This window comes from Deinococcus sp. QL22 (assembly GCF_023370075.1).
Classification (GTDB): domain Bacteria; phylum Deinococcota; class Deinococci; order Deinococcales; family Deinococcaceae; genus Deinococcus.
The window spans coordinates 329,917-345,880 of sequence record NZ_CP097153.1; the positions used below are offsets into that span (position 1 = coordinate 329,917).

Annotated in this window: 14 protein-coding genes and 1 pseudogene; 9 read left to right on the plus strand and 6 right to left on the minus strand. The window is 60.2% G+C overall.

What is annotated here, in order from left to right; genetic code table 11:
- Positions 1 to 8: 8 nt before the first annotated feature.
- The 4 genes from M1R55_RS26245 to M1R55_RS26260 all read right to left on the minus strand — a co-directional run bounded on the left by M1R55_RS26245 (position 9) and on the right by M1R55_RS26260 (position 3,684).
- On the minus strand, positions 9 to 1,112 hold the full coding sequence (locus M1R55_RS26245) for an SDR family oxidoreductase (protein WP_249395929.1): 1,104 nt from the start codon (positions 1,110 to 1,112) through the stop codon (positions 9 to 11).
- 80 nt (positions 1,113 to 1,192) lie between these two features.
- Positions 1,193 to 1,972: an alpha/beta hydrolase gene (locus M1R55_RS26250; RefSeq protein WP_249395930.1), complete on the minus strand. Its 780-nt coding sequence runs from the start codon at positions 1,970 to 1,972 to the stop codon at positions 1,193 to 1,195.
- A gap of 327 nt (positions 1,973 to 2,299) precedes the next feature.
- A complete protein-coding gene (locus tag M1R55_RS26255; RefSeq protein WP_249395931.1) occupies positions 2,300 to 3,034 on the minus strand; it encodes an NADPH-dependent F420 reductase in 735 nt (244 codons plus the stop codon).
- Positions 3,031 to 3,684: a TetR/AcrR family transcriptional regulator gene (locus M1R55_RS26260; protein ID WP_249395932.1), complete on the minus strand. Its 654-nt coding sequence runs from the start codon at positions 3,682 to 3,684 to the stop codon at positions 3,031 to 3,033. Before M1R55_RS26260 ends, M1R55_RS26255 begins: the two co-directional genes overlap by 4 nt.
- An 89-nt stretch (positions 3,685 to 3,773) precedes the next feature.
- Here M1R55_RS26260 and M1R55_RS26265 point away from each other — a divergent pair, with 89 nt between their 5' ends.
- The 5 genes from M1R55_RS26265 (at position 3,774) to M1R55_RS26285 (ending at position 9,590) form a co-directional block, all read left to right on the plus strand.
- A complete protein-coding gene (locus tag M1R55_RS26265; RefSeq protein ID WP_249395933.1) occupies positions 3,774 to 5,081 on the plus strand; it encodes an NtaA/DmoA family FMN-dependent monooxygenase in 1,308 nt (435 codons plus the stop codon).
- Positions 5,082 to 5,175: 94 nt separating this feature from the next.
- Positions 5,176 to 6,654 (plus strand): MDR family MFS transporter, encoded by a 1,479-nt coding sequence (locus tag M1R55_RS26270; protein WP_249395934.1) that lies wholly within the window; start codon positions 5,176 to 5,178, stop codon positions 6,652 to 6,654.
- Between the two features lie 542 nt (positions 6,655 to 7,196).
- The gene (locus M1R55_RS26275) at positions 7,197 to 7,463 is read left to right on the plus strand and encodes a hypothetical protein (RefSeq protein ID WP_249395935.1); all 267 of its coding nucleotides are present in this window, start codon (positions 7,197 to 7,199) and stop codon (positions 7,461 to 7,463) included.
- A 289-nt stretch (positions 7,464 to 7,752) separates the two neighbouring features.
- On the plus strand, positions 7,753 to 8,748 hold the full coding sequence (locus M1R55_RS26280) for an EAL domain-containing protein (protein WP_249395936.1): 996 nt from the start codon (positions 7,753 to 7,755) through the stop codon (positions 8,746 to 8,748).
- A gap of 5 nt (positions 8,749 to 8,753) precedes the next feature.
- Entirely contained in the window at positions 8,754 to 9,590 is an 837-nt protein-coding gene (locus tag M1R55_RS26285; RefSeq protein ID WP_249395937.1) for a GGDEF domain-containing protein, read from the plus strand.
- A gap of 783 nt (positions 9,591 to 10,373) precedes the next feature.
- Here M1R55_RS26285 and M1R55_RS26290 read toward each other — a convergent pair.
- Positions 10,374 to 11,291 carry a manganese catalase family protein gene (locus M1R55_RS26290; RefSeq protein WP_249395938.1) on the minus strand — a complete coding sequence of 306 codons (918 nt, stop codon included), beginning with the start codon at positions 11,289 to 11,291 and terminating at the stop codon, positions 10,374 to 10,376.
- Positions 11,292 to 11,720: 429 nt separating this feature from the next.
- On the opposite strand from M1R55_RS26290, the gene M1R55_RS26295 reads away from it, so the two are divergent.
- From M1R55_RS26295 to M1R55_RS26305, 3 genes are all read left to right on the plus strand, one after another.
- Positions 11,721 to 12,077: a GAF domain-containing protein gene (locus M1R55_RS26295; RefSeq protein ID WP_249395939.1), complete on the plus strand. Its 357-nt coding sequence runs from the start codon at positions 11,721 to 11,723 to the stop codon at positions 12,075 to 12,077.
- Between the two features lie 15 nt (positions 12,078 to 12,092).
- The gene (locus M1R55_RS26300; RefSeq protein ID WP_249395940.1) at positions 12,093 to 12,605 is read left to right on the plus strand and encodes an HD-GYP domain-containing protein; all 513 of its coding nucleotides are present in this window, start codon (positions 12,093 to 12,095) and stop codon (positions 12,603 to 12,605) included.
- Between the two features lie 75 nt (positions 12,606 to 12,680).
- Positions 12,681 to 13,739, plus strand: coding sequence for a sensor domain-containing diguanylate cyclase (locus M1R55_RS26305; RefSeq protein WP_249395941.1), 1,059 nt, complete (start codon positions 12,681 to 12,683; stop codon positions 13,737 to 13,739).
- A 133-nt stretch (positions 13,740 to 13,872) separates the two neighbouring features.
- On the opposite strand, the pseudogene M1R55_RS26310 reads toward M1R55_RS26305, so the two are convergent.
- Positions 13,873 to 14,648 (minus strand): annotated as a pseudogene (locus M1R55_RS26310) (transposase).
- A 195-nt stretch (positions 14,649 to 14,843) separates the two neighbouring features.
- Here M1R55_RS26310 and M1R55_RS26315 point away from each other — a divergent pair.
- Positions 14,844 to 15,788, plus strand: a complete 945-nt coding sequence (locus M1R55_RS26315) for an NAD-dependent epimerase/dehydratase family protein (RefSeq protein ID WP_249395942.1) — start codon at positions 14,844 to 14,846, stop codon at positions 15,786 to 15,788.
- Positions 15,789 to 15,964: the final 176 nt, after the last annotated feature.

Consider the following 15,964-nt stretch of genomic DNA (forward strand, 5'->3'; position numbering starts at 1 on the left):
GACCACACTCAGCCCGGAATCAGTCGGGCTTGCTGCAGCTGCGCGAACAGATCGAAAAATGAGTCCTCCGTGTTCTGGTAGCCCGTGAAACCAAGCCGCCGGCTGCGGGCCATATCGGTCATGACCTCCATCGGGCGGCCCAGGTCAAGGTCCGTATGCCAGGGTGAGGCCAACCGGCCGAGATTCGGCTCCGCCAGACCGTGCTGCTGAGCAAGTTCCGCCCACACGCCCTCAGCGCCGCTCAACTCGACTTCAAGTGGGTGAACGGTGCCGTCATAGCCGACGGCCTCCACGCCGAACCATGCTGCAATCCGGCCCCAGAGCCAGCTCCACCGGAAGACGTCACCGTTGACCACATTGAATGCTTGATTGTGGGCGGCTTGTGTCTCAGCGGCCCACAGCAATTGTTGTGCCAGTACGCGGGCATCGGTCACGTCTGAGAGCCCCGACCACTGCGCGGCAGAGCCTGGCCAACGGAAAGGCCTGCCACTGGCCTTGCAGATGGAGGCGTAGACCGCCAGCGTCGTGCCCAAGTTCATTGCATTGCCAGTGGCCTGACCAATCAGGGTGTGAGGGCGGTGCACACTCCAGCTGAATCCGTCCCGCTCGGCGGCCGCGTACACCTCGTCCTCCTGCGCATAGTAAAAGTTCGGCAGATCCAGGCGCGGCATCTCTTCGCGCAGCGGTGTGGGCGGCAGTGCGTCGCCATTCGCGTACGCATCGAAGGGCCCCAGGTAGTGTTTCAGGCCTGTCACCAGCGCGACGTGCTGCACTGAACGCTGAGGTGAAAGAACCGATAACACGTTCCGAACCATCTCGGCGTTGACCCGGATGTTCTCCGCTTCTGTCTCCTGACGCGCCCAACTCGTGATGAAGACATGGCTGGGGGCCACATCTGTCAGGGCTGCAGCGAGGGAAGCCACATCGCGGAGGTCAGCCGCGAGTGGTTGAAGGCCGGCGATGCCAGAACCAGGTGTCCTGGAGAGCCCATAGGTGGTCCAGCCGCGGTCGATCAAGAGCGGCGCGAGGTAGCGGCCAGACAGGCCCGTCGCGCCCACAATGAGAGCAGTCTGGTCAGGACGTGGCTGGAATAAAGGAGAAGAAGGAAGCATTGGGGCACCTCAGGAGTGAAGGAAATGGTCAGGCGACAAAGGCACAACAGGATCGGGCAGGGTGACCTATCAGGTCAGGTTCAGGATAAGCGCGCCACAGCAGAGTCAGCGAGCTGCAGGCCCTGCCTCAGGGCTTGGAGGCTGCGCTCCAGAAACTCCGCCGACACCGAAGCGCCGGACATGAACAGTTCGCTCGCGTGATAGCCCCCCTCCACTTCGAAGAATTCGCACGGTACTCCTGCTTCTGCTAGGCGCCGCGCGTATTCTTTGTCTTCCAAGTAGAACAAGTCCAGCGTTCCCACACCAATCCACGCCGGCGCGAGCCCACGCAGATCCATACGCCGCGCTGGCACCGCGTACTCTGGTGCCTGCTCCAGAACCGGCTGATGACCAAGATACGCCGTCCACCCCAGCTGGTTGGATCCAGGCGTCCACACGAATTCACCCCTGTTGTCGTGCTGTTCAAGCAACACCGTGCGGTCATCCAGCATCGGATAGAACAGCAGTTGGAAGGCAGGTTGCACCTCACCACGGTCGTGCGCGAGTTGCGCGAGGCCAGCAGCTAGACCTGCGCCTGCACTGTCTCCAGCCAGAGCGATCCGCTCAGGGTTCACCCCGAGCTCGGCGGCATGATCTTTCAACCATGTCAGTGCGGCGTAGCAGTCCTCCAGGGGACCTGGGAATGGCACCTTCAGGGCGAGGCGGTAGTCCACGTTGACGACCAGCACGCCGAGTTCGTTCGCGAAGCGCGCGCATTGCCGGTGATAGTCCTGGGCTGAACCCGAGATGAAACCGCCACCGTGGACGTACAGCAGCGCTGCCGCGTTCCGCAGCCCTCCCCGTGGCCGGTACAGCAGCACGGCGACGTCCGGCGCACCCGCTGGCCCAGGAATCTCACACCGCTCAAATAGGACGTTTGTTGGGTCTGGCACAGGAGGAGCGACGCGCTGCATCACAGATACGAGTGGGCGCGTGAACGCTGGATGACGCAGCCTCAGGAGGGGATGGCGTAGCTCGGGGTGAAGCTTGGCATACGACACGGCACGGCGAGAATATAGCCATCCAGTCAGCGCGCCAAGCGCCGTGATTGTGGTAGCGATGCCTCTGGTCTTCATTCTGTCCTCCTGATCCACTGGTTGTTGCTGGCTCCCTGGTTCAGGCCTCTTGAGACGTGCCCATGCTGGTCGTCATGCCGTCAGGGCACGGTTGAGGGTAACCATACCGTCATGCGTGAGCGGCGCGCTTTGGGTCATGAATGTCTTCATCAGTGCGTCGCGGTTCTGCGGCGCACGTTGCTGGTCGGCAGCGGTCACCGCCACCTGCAGTTCGTCCAACGGCAATTCAGTGCAGTATGCCGGGGTACCCGGCTGCTGCCGCCAAGACTCTGCGAGGGCTCCTGCGTCCAGGGCGTCAAAACCCGTGGCGTCCACCAACTGCATCGCTGTAGCTTTTGCTTGTCTATCGTCACCAGCCACTGGAAGGGCGATCCGTGCGGGCGTGCCAGCGGCCGTGCCCCGGTCTGTCAGGGTCTGCGCCAACACCGCGTTCCATGCTTTGGTCACCGGTCGGCCAATCTGTTCACTGACCCAGACGCCTTCCGGTTTGCCTGCATCGACTTCCGTGATAGCCCCGTCGCGGAAAGGATAGTAGTTCGACGTGTCTATGACCACGACGTCCTTGGGAACTTCGCTGAAGAGCCCTCCCAGTTCAGTGTGACGAGCGAACGGGATCGACAGAATGATCACGTCAACGTCCTGAACCGCCTCTTGCTTGGTGACGGCAACCGCACCGACTTCACGGGCGAGGTCAAAAATGGACTCCGGCCCTTTGGAGTTCGCGAGTTTGACCGTATGGCCCCGAGCAGCGAGCTTGCGGGCGAGGGTAGCGCCAATATGGCCAGCGCCGATGATACCGATGTTCATGGTTGACTCCTGGTGGTGTCTGAGCGGTCATACCCGCTCTGAATGAGGGTGCGGAGGCGCCTGGCGTCATCCGTGGATCCTTCCCCCCGGATCCAGGCGACGGCGGCGGTAGCCAGGAACAGGTCACGCGACTGCACCTCGGTGCGGACATGGCCCTGCACTTGAGCCGCTTGGAGAAACTCGTCCGTCATGGTGATGAGCTGATCGCAGGGATAAGTCAGTGGGTTGTCCGGTGCACTCGCCCGGGTCGCCGCCATCAGGGGTTCAGGCAGGCCGCTAAAGGCATTGAGGTAGTCCTCCAGGGCGCCCAACCACTGCTGTAGGGCCTCATCCGGGTCGGCAATCTGGATTAGGGTCGCGCGCCGGGCGACCAGTTCCTGGGAGTGAAGCTGTAAGACCGCAGCCAGGAGGGCCTCTCGGGTCGGGAAATGACGGTAAAGCGTCCCCGGTCCGATTCCTGCTTCCTTGGCAATGGCGTCCAGTGAGGTGCCGATACCGTGCTGCTGGAAGTGACGCTGTGCCGTGTCCAGGATGACCGTGCGGTTGCGAATGACGTCAGTGCGGGGTTTGCGTGAGGTGGCTTCCGTAGAGATCAGTCCTCCTTGCTGAAGTGAGTGGGGATGCTTTGACACTGTAGAAACGACCTTCATTCTGAAGCCTCTTGCATTTCGGAGACTACCTCCGTATTGTACTCTATATGAAGCGGAGAAGCTCTCCAGATAGACGCATGATCCTGGGCATGCAATTCAGCAACGGCTACGGCTCTCAACCCCACTCGTGGCGGATGCCAGGGGTCAACCCCACCAACGCCACTGACTTCGACGCTCAGGTACGTTACGCCCAGGCCGCCGAGCGGGGCAAGATCGATTTCCTGTTCCTGCCCGACGGCCTGGGCATGGACACCGACCTTTCGCACCAGCCTTCCATGTTCACACTGGAACCGCTGCTGACCCTGGCGGCCGTCGCCCGCGCTACCAGCCGCATCGGGCTGGTCACCACAGCGTCCTCGACCTTCAACGAGCCGTACAACTTGGCCCGCATGTTCAAAACCCTCGACGTCATGAGCCACGGACGTATGGGATGGAACGTCGTCCCGACCTCCGACCCGACAGGCGCAGCCAATTTCGGAAAGCACCCCATGCAACGCCAGGAGAAGTACGAGCGCCTGCATGAAACAGTGCAGATCGTGCAGGCCCTGTGGGGGAGCTGGGGCCAGGACGCCTGGATTCACGACGCCGAGAGTGGGCACTTCGCGGACGCTTCCAAGATTCGGCCCGTGAATCTGAAGGGTCGTCACGTGGGTTCGCAGGGCCCGTTGCCCATTCCGCCCTCGGAGCAGGGTCAACCGGTCATCTTCCAGGCCGGGGGCGGCCACTCCGGCTTGCAGGTGGCCGGTCAGTACGCCAACGGCGTGATCGGGGCGACGTTCACCATTGAGGATGCTCGCGCCCAACGCACGGCCCTGCGCCGGGCGGCCCAGGAAGCTGGCCGCGACCCTGATGAAATCAAGTTCTTCGCCGGAGTGATGCCCGCTCTCGGTGCCACCAAACGCGACGCCATTGACCGCCGACTACAGCTCGGCAAGGATCTCCTCCCATCACGGGTGCCCTACCTCGCACAAATGCTCCGTCTCCCCCTGTCGGTCACCCGCCTCGATACTCCGCTCACAGAGCAGGAACTGGACGCCGCTCAACCCTCACCCGCTGATCCCCGCTCCGGGCAGGCCTTGAAGGTGGCCCGCGAGGGCTGGACAATCCGCGAGATTCTTGCCCACGGGGTGATCGACTATCACCCCACCCCCGTCGGCACGCCCGAAGTGGTCGCCGACCACATGCAGGAGTGGTTTGAGGCTGGCGCTGCGGATGGGTTCTGGGTCTCCGTCGATGTCTACGAGGACGGCATTGACACCTTTGTCGATCAGGTGGTGCCCATCTTGCAGGAACGGGGACTGTTCCACACCGACTATGAGGGCACCACGCTACGGGATCACCTCGGGGTGCGGGAACAGTATGGCCTTGACCCACGCCTCCTCGCCGTGAGCGGCTGATCCATAGAACCAAGCGAACTGTTGCTCGGTTCGCGTCATGACCCTCTCCTTCCCGACTGTCCCACCACCAGTGTTCTCTCCCGAGGCTTCCTTCATGACCACTCAGACCCGTGCTATTCCTGCGCCCGCAAACCCAGACGCGCGCAACCGCGCCATCATCCTGGTCCTCCTGATCGCCTCGTTCGTCGTCGTGCTGAACGAGACCATCATGAATGTCGCGTTGCCGACCCTGATCACCGAGTTCCGCGTCACAGCAGGTGTAGCGCAGTGGCTGGCCACTGCGTTCATGCTGACCATGGCGGTGGTGATTCCCACCACAGGCTTCCTGATGCAGCGTCTCTCCACACGTGCTGTGTTTTTTCTCGCTATGGGAACTTTCACTGTCGGCACCGTGCTGGCAGCCATCGCGCCTTCCTTTGACCTGCTGTTGTTCGCACGTGTTGTGCAGGCGGTCGGCACAGCCATCATGATCCCGCTCTTGTTCACCACGGTCATGACCTTGATTCCTGCCGAGCGGCGCGGCGCAGTCATGGGCAGCATCAGTATCGTCATCGCGGTCGCCCCTGCCCTGGGACCGACGGTCAGCGGACTGATTCTTCAGTCGATGTCCTGGCGGTTCATGTTCGTGTTCGTGCTGCCCTTCACCATCGGTGCCCTGGTCTTCGGTGCGCGGACGCTCGTGAATCTCGGCGAGCCACGGCGGTTGTCCCTGGATGTGGTGTCGCTGCCTCTTTCCGCAGTGGGGTTCGGTGGACTGGTCTACGCGCTGAGTCGCCTGGGTGAATCACCTGCCGGCTTGAGTGACCCCTTGGTAAGTGTGCCGCTGCTGCTCAGCGTGTTCAGCCTGGTGCTGTTTGTCTGGCGGCAACAGGTCCTACAACGTCAGGACGCGCCGCTGCTGGATCTCCGCGCGCTGCGCTACCCCGTGTTCACAGTCGGCGTCGTGTCGATCATGCTGCTGGCCGTGGCCTTTTTCGGCGGAGCAATTCTGCTGCCCCTCTACCTCCAGGACGTTCGCGGTCTGAGTACGCTTCAGACCGGCCTGCTGGTGCTGCCTGGCGGCGTATTGATGGGCGTGCTCGCCCCCGCGATCGGGCGGCTGTATGACCGTCATGGCCCAGCCCTGCTGGCGACCCCAGGAGCAGTGCTGCTCACGCTATCTCTCTGGAGCTTCAGCCGCATCACCGCCGAGACGGGTGTAACGGCCCTCCTGGCTCTGCACCTCGTGATGAGTGCTGGGTTGGCGTTGACCTTTACACCCCTGTTCACGGCCGCGACGACTCCGCTTCCTGCCCGCCTGTACTCCCATGGCAGCGCCATCATGAACACGTTGCAGCAGGTGGCGGGGGCTGCTGGGACCGCTTTGCTGATCACCGTGATGACGGGGCGAACCACGCGTGCTCTAGCGGAAGGGATGGCCCTCCCGCTTGCTCGAGCGGAAGGAGTGCGCGCGGCGTTTGGGGTGGCCTCTGGCATTGCGCTCGTGCTGGCACTGCTCGTGCTGTTTATGCGCCGCACCTCCGCGCCGTCAGGCGAGGAGGCTGACAGGGCACACGTTCAAGCTGGGCACTAACTGGACTTGGGAAAAATTCACGAGCCACTGAATAAAGCCGTGGAGCATGAACACTATTGAAGTCATATGCGGGATCGCCGGGGATATCTCCCGGCGATCTTCTGCCGAATGGCAGGCACCGACTCGCCGAATAAGCCATCGGGTGGTGACAGGCGCAGCCCTTGCCGGAAGAGCAAGGCCACAAGGCATAACACCGCGTGATGGTGCAGGCCCTGCCAGCTTCGCCCCCCGCAATGCTCCCGCCCAACTTCCTGTAAGACACCGCGGTGGCCCAGCTCACAGGCCCAACGTTGCTTCGTGGTCGGAATCAAGTGCTTGAATGCCGTTTCAGGCGGCAAATTGCAGGGGTGATATTTCTTTTCCCTCGGGCGCGTTGCTCACCGATAACCAAGGCACCTTCCGGGGGAAGGTGCTGTCCTCAGCCCAGGTAAGCTCAGGAACGGTGGCTTCCTACAGCTAAGCAGCGAGCGGCAGCACAATCAGCGGTGCGGGTCTGTTCTGGCGATCACACAGCAAGGCTCATGTGGGCTCTTTGACCTGGAGTGGCACGTCAATCCGAGCATGCCGGAGATCTGGACTTGTGGAGCAGCCATGGGCGCGCCATCACGTCCCATCAGGCGACGCGAGCGGCGTCCCTCTCCGCCGACCAGCGCCAAGAAAACCGCGTGCTGGCGCAGACCCGACAGGGCATTGAGCAGTCGGTCTTTCGTGTGCTGGGGGGCGTCTATCGCCATCGGCGGCGTCGGTTTGCCCTTCGAGTTCAGCTGATCGCGGCGCTCTGCAACCTCCCCCGCGCACGGCCCATCTGACTTTCGCGGGAGGTCTATTGAATTGCATGAATTATTACTAACCTTCCTAAGCCTGATTCTTTGGCCGATTGGAACGGTCGTCCCTCACCCGCTCTTCTTCATGACATGTTCACTCTTCCACTAGAGCAGCATCGTGAAACAATTCTGAGATAAGACTTTTAATCTAATCCTCTCTATGTCTTCCCGGCTGCCAACTCATCATTCGTCTCCAGGAACTTCTGACCGCATTCGACCGTGTGACTGTCATACCGTTGAGCCTGCTGCAACTGATCATTTGAGAGGCTTGATTGTGCATGCGGCTTCCAGTCATGTCCAGCGCAAACTCACCTTGCTGCTTGCGGCCCATGACGTTCCTTCATGCCCCGAACAGGGTGCCCTGCTCATTGCTGCTTCCGCCTTCGACAAGCTGCCCCTCGTGCTGGCAGCGTTCTTGAGCAATGAACGTTCCCAAGTGCTGGCGGCCCCTTGGGATGGCGAGCAGTTGGATCCCTGGGGCTTGGCGCCTTTAGAGCACTGGGTGCGGCGGCTGGAGAGTCCCTGGTTTCACGAGGCCAGCGAGAAGCTGCTGTTTCACTTTCAACCGATCGTTCAGCTTGGGACTGGGCAGGTCTACGGCTATGAAGCGCTGGTACGTGCCCAGTGGAATGGTCACTTTTTCGGCGCTGGTGCCTTGTTGGATGCGGCGGCGGCCCACGGACAGGCGCGCGCCTTCGACGCCCTCGCTCGGCGCAACGCGATTGTGCAAGGCTATCCACAACTCGGGCCGGATCAACTGCTGTTCATCAATTTTGCGCCGGGGGTGATCTATAACCCGGAGGTCTGTCTGCAAACGACCTATGCCGCCTGCCGGGAAGTGGGAGCAGATCTGTCCCGCCTGCTGTTTGAAGTGACCGAGAGTGAGGCATTTCCGGACTTGGGACTGCTGAAACGCATCTTGGAGAGGTACCGCGCGGAAGGAGCCCAAGTGGCACTGGATGATCTGGGTGCCGGACATACCAGTCTGACGTACTTGGCTGAACTCAAGCCCGACATTGTCAAACTCGACCGGGCCCTCATCTCAGGGGTACATGACAGTGATCCCCGCGTGCCGTTGGTGTCTGCTCTGGTTCACTATGCCCATGAACTGGGGATCCGGGTGGTGGCGGAGGGCATTGAAACGGCGCAGGAACTGCAGTTGGTCATGGAGTTGGGCACGGACTTGGCGCAGGGGTATTACTTGGGCCGCCCGGTGCCTCAGCCGACCGGTCTGGCTCCACAGGCTGCCGGTCATTGGAATCTACAATGAGCGCGGTGCTCCCAGTCGATATCCCGGATGAGCTGGTCTGGCAGGTGCTGAACACGGCTCACATCGGCTTAGTGCTCACCGATCCGTATCGGCGCATCCTGTATGTGAACGCCACGTTTGTGGAGGAGACGGGATACACCGCCGAGGAGGTTCGGGGCAAGCCCTGCAGCTTCTTGCAAGGTCCAGAGACCGATCCGGCTGATGTGGCTGCGCTCCGGGAAGCCCTGAATCAGGCACAGCCGGTGGAGCGGGTCATTCTCAATTACCGCAAGGACGGCACTCCTCTGTGGTACAGACTCCGCATCCGCCCCCTGCATGTCGAAGGGGTGCTGCGCTACTTCGTCGGCGTTCAAGAAGACTTTACGTTGGCCCATGCCGCGCAGGTGGAACTGCAGCGCTTGGCTTACCTCGACAGTCTCACTGGGCTGGGCAACCGGCGGGCCTTTGATCTTCAGTTGGCACAGGACACCCAGGCAGTGCAGGCGACGAGGCTGTTCGTGCTTGATCTCAATGATTTCAAGCAGGTCAATGATGCGCGGGGCCATGCGGCCGGGGACGCGTTGCTGGCTCAAGTGGGGGCGTGCTTAAACGCGCTGGTGCAGGGCGGGGGCCACGCCTACCGGATTGGTGGAGATGAGTTTGCGGTGCTGATTCCTGACGTGGGTTCAGCGGCAGCGCTGTTTGAGATGCGGCTGTTAGAAACCCTCCAGGTACTGGAGGGCGGCACTCTACGGATCAGTGTAGGCTCGGCTGGCTTGCCTTCAGAAACCACGGACGGGGAAGCCTGGCTGCGCTTGGCTGACCGCCGGATGTACGCCCACAAGGCGACCAAAGCACGTTGAGGCTGGGTATGAGCAATGACACCACTTCATTGAAGTGTGGCCACTTCAGACTGTAAGCACTGGCCACGCAGCTTGCCTGACTGGACATGGATCGCCACAACTGAGAAGACTTACGCCCGTTACTCCGCTGTACTTTCGAGGGTCTGGTTACAACAGGGATTGGGGCGGAAGAAACGAGCGCAGGAATTCCTTCACCTACACGGTCGAACCTCTGAACCTTCACCATCATCCCCAAACCAGCGTTTCCGACACGACCAGACGACTCAACCAGAGACGAGCGTTCCAGAAGTGGTCTGCGGTCGCTGCAGGGGTGGCCTGAACCTCAGGCCACCCCTGCCCTCCATATGCCCTGGGGTCGATTAAGGCAACACGACCGCGGCACCTATGGGTAATCCATTGGCTTTTCTGAGAGAACTAAACAACCCTGCACTGAAAGTACAGGGGTTTGGAAGCGACTAAAGTCGCCTTGACGCCATGACACTTACGTTTCTCTCTCTTGGACGAGTCGCCTGCCATTTGGTATCGGTAGCCGAGTGGTTTTATCTTCTCTGCCGAAATGCCTGATCTCACAGCCGCTTGCACTAAAGTACATGGCTTCAGACCAGCGCGTTGGAACAGTGACCTAGATAACGTTCTCAATTGTTTAGAGAGTGGCCACTACTGCCTGCTGGACACTATTTCGCTGGAGAATAACGAACGACCAATAAACGCCCGTTACCCCAAAAAACCAGTCACTGGCACCTTCCCGATATCCAGATCCTCCAACTCAAGGCTGGTTGAGGTTCAGCGGAGACGCGCCTTATCGTGCAACTTCTGGGCAATCTCCAGAATCTCCCCCATATCCCATTCGGGCGAAAACGCCCCGGAGTCATGGCCGCCATCCACCGGCTTCCCGCCCTCAATCGACGTGTACTCATCGACAAACACTTCAGACCCATCCTCAGGATGGGTTCCGGTCCAGATGGTGCCCAACTGCGTGTAATCCGTGTCGCTGAAGCGGTACAGCTTGCGGTGCACCCCCAGATCCATGATCCGTTTGGATTCCGGAATCAGGCTGGTCGGAATGTTAGGCATCGGCAGCATCTTGTTGATGTTGACCCCTGTCAGACTCTCCAGCGCTTTGCCGTACGCGATCTGATGCACGCCACCCCGAACCAACAGGTAGCCGACCAACGCCTTGGCGGTGGGATCATCGACCATTTCGTACACCCGCAGTTTGTTGTGGCGAGCGGCCCCTTCCAGGAAGAAGTTGTGGGTCAGGTCCAGCATCAGGTTGCCGCTGGAATACACGTAGTCGCCGGTCCACGCCTTGCCGTGAGAATCGGCAATCATGGCCCCAGGGCCACCCGCAATGAAGTGTTTGGTGTTCCTCACGTCCTGAGCGAAGGAGAAGGGATGGGTGGTGGGGTCAATCGGCGCTTCCTGATCCTTGATATCTGGGCCCGCGAGGAGGCTGTTGATGGTCGCGGCAACGAGTTCAACGTGGCCCAGCTCTTCGGCCGCGATATTGGAAATCAACTCGTAATAGGGCCGGAGCGTGTCTTTGCCGCGGAAATTGAAGGACTGGGTCAGGTAGTTCATCATGGTGGACATTTCACCGAACCGTCCGCCCATCAGTTCCTGAACGGCGGCGGCCCCATTGGGATTGGCTTCTTTGGGGAGCGGCAGATCGAATTGCAGTTTGTCGATACGTAAAAACATCAGTGCCTCCGGCGGAGAGGAGTCGCGTCCGCACAAGCCATGAGACCAGAGGCCAGCAGCTACGTGGCCCTCTCTAAAGATTGAAGCAAATCATTCTCAGAACCAGCGGGTGAGCTGAGCTCTCCATCTGCCTTTAGATGAGAACCCTTTGGATAATCAGGAGATAAACATGCGCTTAAACCAGCAGTTGGCATGCAGATACAGGAACAGATCGAACCCTGCTCCCAAGCCGTGAGACACGACCGCCCAGATCCCTCAGATCTTGTGCAGGTGGAGCACCTCAAGCCCTAGGGTTCTAGGGTCACTTTGGAGAGTGCAAGGCGTGATGCGTGTATCCGTGCGGGGGGAAGGAGAGCTGAAAACCCTTCAAGGGCTCGGGAGCAGCGCATAATCCTGTAATAACTCCTGTTGAACCACTGAACTCTGGGCATGAGGTGTTTCCAGCACGCTTCTGTGTTTCCCGCCACTTTATGTGTGGCCGCCCTGATGTTCTGTCACTTGGCGGGCACAGCGCTCACGAATCCAACTGCTGCCGCCGTCTGCTCCTGGGGGCCACCGTGTTCACCGCCTCTGACGGCGTACTACGCCGTGCCTCTGCTCGCTAGAGGGAAGGTTTTGGGCGTGATTGAAGTGCTGCACCGCCAAGCACTGCCACTCTCGCCCATGTGGCTCGAGATGCTGGGGGGTCAGCCAGCCATCGCGATCGACAACGCTCAACTCTTTGCGGAACTGGAGCGCAAGAATCTGGAGTTGCACTTGGCGTACGATGAAATCATTGAAGGCTGAGCTAGGGCACTGGACTTGCGTGACAAGGAGACCGAGGGTCACTCTAGGAAAGTCACCGAGATGACCGTGGCGCTGTGCCAGCAGTTGGGCGCTTCCTCTGAGCAGCTCGTTCAGGTGCGCCGAGGAGCGTTGCTGCATGACATCGGCAAGATGGGCATTGGGGACGCGGTACCGCTCAAACCTGGCAGACTCACGGATGAGGAGTGGGTCGAGATGAGAAAGCACCCTAGCCATGCGGTGGAATTGTTGTCGCCGATCCGGTTTCTGCGTCCGGCCCTAGACACTCCGGAATACCACCATGAGAAGTGGGGCGGCAGCGGGTACCCGTATGGGCTTTCGGGCGAGGTCATCCCTCTCACCGCTAGAGCGTTCGCTGTTGTGGACGTGTATGACGCGCTGACCAGCGACCGGCCTTACCGTCAGGCCTGGACGAGGGAGCAAGCTTTGGAGCATATTCAAGCCGGAGCAGGAACACACTTTGACCCTCACGTGGTGCAGGCGTTCCTCCACCTCTTGGACAAGGGGTGACCTTCAGTGGATCTGCCATTCTCTGTGGGGCAGTTCACATTGACCGAAGAGTCGGTCTCTCTAGACTTCCTCCCTGTGACCGAACCTGAACAAGACCTAGGGAGCGTGTCGCTGATTCAGGGCACATCTGACGGCCTGATTCGTAACCAGGCGCGACTGGAAGCTCTCTACCGCTACGGCATTCTCGACACCGACCCAGAGCCGCAGTTCGACCGGATCGTGCGGCTGGCCGCGCGGCACTTTGGCATGCCGATGGCCTTGACCAGCCTGATCGACGCCGACCGGCAGTGGTTTAAAGCACGCATCGGCATCCAGGACACCCAGACCCCCCTCGACAATTCCATCTGTGCGGTCACCATCCAGCAGCCCGGCACCCTGGTCATTCCAGATGCTCAGCTTGATCCGCGGTTTCGCCTCTACAACGCGGTGACCGGTGATCCTCATGTCCGGTTCTACGCGGGTTCTCCTCTGATCACTCCGGACGGGCACAAGCTGGGAACCTTGTGTGTTCTCGACTGCCGGCCCCGGAGCTTTACGGCTGAAGATAGAGTGGATATGGAAGACTTTGCCGCGCTCGTGATGGACGAATTCAGTCTGCGCCGCGCCGTAGACGAACTCAGCCACCTGGCCCTCAACGACCCGCTGACGGGGTTGCCCAACCGCATGCATCAGCGCCAACACTTATCACAGGCCATGCGCCGTGCGGAGCAAGCAGGGGAACGGGTGGTGCTCGCGCTGCTGGATCTCAACGGCTTCAAGGGCGTCAATGACACCCTAGGACACGCGGCAGGGGATGCCCTGCTGGTGCAGGTGGGTCAGCGCCTGCGCGAAACCCTGGCGACCAGTGACCTGGTCGCGCGCCTGGGCGGGGATGAATTTACGGTGGTGTTGACCGATCTGCGTTCGCCGCACGGTGCAGAGGTCGCGATGAAGCGGGTGCAGCAGGCATTTACTCAACCCTTTGTGGTCGCCGGTCAGTCGGTTCATGTGAACTGGAGTATTGGCATGGCGGTGTTTCCGGATGACACGGTGGAACAAGAGCACCTGTTGCGGTTGGCAGATCAGGCCATGTATACGGCGAAACGGGCGCGGGATGGCCGGCCCCACTGGAACCGCCGCCCCAATCCGGTGTAACCCTCATTCGCTCGCCTACGGTGAGACCCTCGCTTGATCTGGTTCCTTCATGTCTTCTCTGCGTAAGCCCTTCAATTTTGCTGGCGAATTCAGGCGGCACGCAATTCAGCAAAGCGCGAGAGCCTTACCCCGTTTAGGGCTGGGGAAGACTGTGGGCGAGTACGGCTAGGACAACTCGGAAGCGAAGTGAGAGCAGCGTTTTGGTTTGGACGGAGCGAATCTGAGCTTCAGCGGGTTGAGAGAACACCGTTTCAATTCGTTTCCGCAATTTCGGGTGGCGGTCTTCCCGCCACCCGGTGTCATATCTCGTCTTGGTCTGAGGCGGAAAGATAAAACCTAAGCTGCAATAGCCCTTGTCGCCAATGATCTTTGGGCTGCCAAAGTCAGGCTATCGGCGGTTGAGTTCGTACCCAACGGTGGTGTCATGTAAGTTGGCTGGTTGGACGAGGTACTGCATGATCTGCCCGGCAGGTGAAACCCAGGCGTGCAATTTGTCCCCGTAGACATCTCCTTGAGTGCCATGACCCCAACCCGCAACCGGGAAACGCTGTGCGTTTCCCCCGTTGAGGAGGGCAAATGGAGAGCGGCATGGCATCGATGCTCACTTCGGCACAGCGCTCTGCTGGACAAACGATCTGCTCCAGATGATCAAGCAGTCGCAGTCCTCGGGTAGAGGCCTGAGTGTAGGAAGGCAGACCGGGGCGGTCTGCCTTCAACATGCTCCACCAGCTCGACGGATACTGGTGTTTGAACACCACACGCGCCAAGAGGAGAGCCAGCAAATAAGCGTCACTAAGTTGTTGATGACGGTACCGCCGCTCATTAGATAGAGTGCTGTTTGGCCCAGCGATGGAGTCGACGAATCACAGCCGGACGCCCTAAACTGTGGTGGAGACGATATCTCATCATATCGTCTCCTTTTTTATCGTCTGGGTGCGGGTAAAACTAAAGCTGATCAAGCCCTAAACGGGGTTATAAATTGGCTCGATTCGAAATCCATACATGGCTTTAAGTGGACCTTCCTGTCGCTTAGCTCCTTGGTCTTTAAGAACAGCTAAAATCTAAGTTGTCAGATATATCACAAACACTGGTATGCTGAGGAATATGAGGAACGAACGGATGCTTGTGACTGGCGGCGCAGGCTTTATTGGCAGCCATATTATTGAAGCTGCATTGGCACAGGGCTGGAGTGTCGCGGCGCTCGATGATCTTTCTGGCGGTCACCGGGAGAATGTGCCCGCAGGCGTGCCGCTGTATGAGGTAGACATCCGCAGCGGCGAGTCTGTCCGGGCCGCCGTAGCCGACTTTCAGCCGACCGTCATCAGCCATCAGGCGGCGCAGGCCAGCGTCAGTGTCAGCGTGCGCGAACCTGTGTTCGACGCAGAAGTGAATATTATCGGCGGCCTGAATGTGCTTGGGGCAGCGCTGGAGAGTGACGTACAGCGAATCGTATTTGCCTCGACGGGCGGCGCTATTTATGGTGAGGTGCCGCAGGGCACGGCCGACGAGCACACGGCGGAATGGCCTTACAGCCCCTACGCCACCAGCAAGTTGGCTTTTGAAAAATACTTGGAGACCTTCCAGCAGCAATATGGACTGGATTCTGTAGTGTTGCGCTATGCCAACGTGTATGGCCCGCGCCAGAATCCACACGGCGAAGCGGGGGTGGTGGCTATCTTTGCCGAACGCCTCCTGTCGGGCCAACCGCTTCAGATCAATGCTCGGTCAGAGCTGGGCGACGGGGGCTGCCTCCGCGATTACGTGTATGTCGGAGACGTGGCCCGCGCCAATATCGCAGCGGCCAGCGGCGACTTTCCCAGAAGACTGAATGTCGGCACGGCCACCGAAACCTCGACGCAGGACTTGGGCGACCAGTTGGCACAGGCGCTCGGAGTGGAGGCCACCTTGACGTTTGCGTCTGCGCGGGCCGGTGACCTTCAGCGTTCGGTGTTGGACGACGCACTGTTCCGCCAAGTCTTGGGAGCGCCGCTTAGCTTGGCCGAAGGTCTAAAACGCACCGCACAGTGGATACGCAGCCAGAGCTTGTGATCCCGCTCGCCCCAAGATATCTGACCGCCTAATACCAGATGAAGCCGAAGCCTTGACATGTGCAGGGACGCCGTTCACACGCCCCCTCTCCTGCGGAGCTGTACCAGCCACCCCGCTGCTCGCGCAGCGTCCCTCTCCTACGAGGGTAGAGGGGAAACGAGGATGCACAGGACTCT